The 2,839-nt window shown below is 68.3% G+C and carries 2 protein-coding genes; both read right to left on the reverse strand.

All coding sequences use genetic code 11. The annotated features are described in order from the left end of the window. Positions 1–5: 5 nt before the first annotated feature. Positions 6–1,427 (reverse strand): c-type cytochrome, encoded by a 1,422-nt coding sequence (locus tag ACESMN_RS10800; protein ID WP_373053607.1) that lies wholly within the window; start codon positions 1,425–1,427, stop codon positions 6–8. Between the two features lie 9 nt (positions 1,428–1,436). Then, positions 1,437–2,537, reverse strand: a complete 1,101-nt coding sequence (locus ACESMN_RS10805; RefSeq protein ID WP_373053608.1) for a lipocalin-like domain-containing protein — start codon at positions 2,535–2,537, stop codon at positions 1,437–1,439. Positions 2,538–2,839: the final 302 nt, after the last annotated feature.

The following is a 2,839-nucleotide window of genomic DNA, read 5'->3' on the forward strand; positions in this document are numbered from 1 at the left end:
GCCTTCTACAGGGTCTTCAGGTATTCCAGCAGCGCCTGCCGCTCCCGCTCGCCGAGCGTGTCCCCGAAGCGGTGGCCCTGGTTGCCGTAGCCCGGGCGTGTGGTGTCGTAGATCCGCTTTGCGCCGGTGGGATCGTCTGCTTCGGCCTTGCCGGATTCCAGTACGTTGAAACGCCAGCCCAGGGTGTCGGGGTCGTATTGGCGCGGATCCGTGCGCAGCTGCCAATAGGTGGGACGCCGGGCGCTGTCGAGCAGGGCCTCGATGGTCGGAACCGAGGCGTTGTGCAGGTACGGTGCAGTGGCCCAGACACCGTCGAGCGGCGGTGCCATGTAACCCAGCGCGGGCATTGCCTCCGCTCCGTCGCCGTAGAACGAGCGATTGAACCAGCGTGCGAAGCGCTCCGACTCCACCGCCTGCCGGGCGTAGGCGGGATCGGTGCCCACGGTGTCGAGGTCGATCAGAAGGTTCGGGTAGTCGCGTTCGTCACCGTAGCTGCCGTGGCAGCCCGCGCAGACCCGGGCGAAGACTCCTTCGCCCTCCGCGGCCAGTTCCGGGTCCACCGGGTAGGGGTATGGCGGGGGTTCCAGGCTCGCGATGTAGGCACGGACGTCCGTGAACCACTCCGCGATCTCGGACGCCTCGTCGGTGTCGTCAGTGCAGACCAGCGACTTCATCATCATGTAGCGCACGTGATCGCCGCGCCCCATGCCGTTGTGGAACATCGCGGCCTTGTGCTGCATGCGCCACCACGGGGGGACCTTGGTCGGCAGCGGCTCGCGCGGTGGGGGGCCCAGCCGCGGTTCCGAAGACCAGGCGAGTGTCTCGGCGTCCCGATGGGCGATCAGCGCGAGCGTCAGGTTGGGTGCGGGGTTCACTCCAAAGGTGTCGGTCACCATGTAGGGCGCGATCGCCGCGATGCGATCGGCCCACTTGGCCCAGGCGTCGGCGGGCGCCCCGTCCTCGACGAAGGCGCCGATCAGTTCCGCGGTCACGGACGGGTCATTGGTCCAGTCCAGGAACGCGTTGCCCAGACCGATGACCAGTTCGCCCTCGACCTCGGAGGCGTGACAGGTCAGGCAATTGCTGACCACCAGTTCGACTCCGTCCGGATTCACGGTCGCGTTGAACATGTAGGGGAGCTCGGCGTTGCGCCCCTCGCGGCCGTTCAGTTCGTGTTCCCGGGTCGGAAAGACATTGCTGGCCCGGAAGGCGGCATCCGGGATACCGCAGGTCACGTAGCCGCGATTCAGCACGGTGTAACGGCCGGCAGCCGGATCGCCCGGCCGCTGGTCGGTCACGGGGATCGGACCGGGTTCCGCAATGGTGAAGCGGTCCGGATCGGTGCCGGGTGGGGTTGCGTCGCCGCAAGCGGCCAGGATCAGGGCGGCGAGCCCGAGGAGCAGTGCGGTGTTCGTGAAACGGATCATGACGCCACCTCAGTAACCGCTGAGCTCGAGCCAGCCCCAGCCCTGGACCGGCTCGCCCTTCAGCGAGCCGTCAGCCTGCATCAACCCGCTCCAGAGAGGCAAGCGGAATGCCGGTGCCGCCCGCTCCCGCGGGGCCCGGATGCCGAGGGCGATCCGGTGTTCCTCCGCTTCCAGTCGCCAGTGCAGCGGGTAGTCTCCATCGCCGGCTTCCACGGGCGCGAGCGCCGCGCTCGCGATGCGCGCAGGCTCGGCGTCCGGCGCATGTATCAGGCAATCGCCGAGCGGGACCCCGCCGGGACCGCGACGCCGCAATTGCATGCAGCGAACGGCGGTCCCGTCGTCAAGGGACAGCCAGAGCCGGTTCAGCGTGAGCTGTCCCTGCGCCACCGGCAGACGCCGGCCCCAGACATGCTCCAGCACGGCGTCGCCAGTGACCGACGCGAGCTCGCCTTCATGCTCGAACTCTCCGGTCACCTGCAGGCCCGGCCACCAGTAGCCGTGGCTGCCGGGTTCGAGCGGGTCGAGACCCGGAATGCCCCGCAGGTGTACGGGCTTCGGTGTCGACGGGTGCAAGGTCAGATGGAGACGGGAATCCGACGTCGAGGCGCGCAGCCGGAAACAGCGGCAGTCGGGGTCATGCACAACGGACCAGTCCTCGATCCACGCGCGCTGTTCATCCGATCCGCTGAGATCGAGGGCATCGCGCCCGAAGCGTTCTTCCGCATGCACGGGGTCAGAGCCATATGGCTCGAGCAGGAATTGCCCGCGGTAGAGGTCGCGCGTGTCCCAGCGCGAGGCGGTATCCGGCGGCTCCCGCGAGAGCGCCAGCCGGTAGATGGCAAGCTGAAAGCCCCGCATGCGGCCCGTGTCATCCCGCAGCCGGCCCGCGAACCACCAGTATTCGCCGAACTGCTCCGGATGGTTCCCGTGGTCAGCGGGGAAGCGGTATTCCCACTCCGCCGGCGGATCGGAAAACGCCTCCGCGGCGGCGGAGAGGGAGTCCGGCGACAGCGTTGCTTCGGGCGCCGGATGCTCCGGATCGGTATCCCAGTAGTATAGGCCCGCGAGCAGCAGCACCGCTACGATGCCGATGGCAATCAGGATGCGCATCGCAGGTCCCTCTGGAACTTGGATCAGGATTGGGCTGCAGGATGCCAGGGCCGCGGCATGGCGTGTGTTGCAGGAAGGATTCCGGCCCGGTCATCAGCAGGTGTCGGTAGTCGATAGACTGCAGGGGCCGGCGCGGGTTTCACCGGATGAGGATGCAGGAGGCCAGCCCCCTGGCCGATTTCCTGCAGGGGGCCGGGGCGGGCATGTAGGAGCGTGCCTGCACGCGAATGGGCGTTGGATGGGTGTCCCGGCGTTAGGCGCGCCTGCGGCGCGTTCGCGAGCGGGCTCGCTCCTACAGGGGG

Source organism: Thioalkalivibrio sp. (genome assembly GCF_041690275.1).
GTDB lineage: Bacteria > Pseudomonadota > Gammaproteobacteria > Ectothiorhodospirales > Ectothiorhodospiraceae > Thioalkalivibrio.

Coding starts and splice junctions, on each gene's coding strand:
- ACESMN_RS10805 (WP_373053608.1), bottom strand. CDS start 2,537: ATGCGCATCCTGATTGCCATCGGCATCGTAGCGGTGCTGCTGCTCGCG.
- ACESMN_RS10800 (WP_373053607.1), bottom strand. CDS start 1,427: ATGATCCGTTTCACGAACACCGCACTGCTCCTCGGGCTCGCCGCCCTG.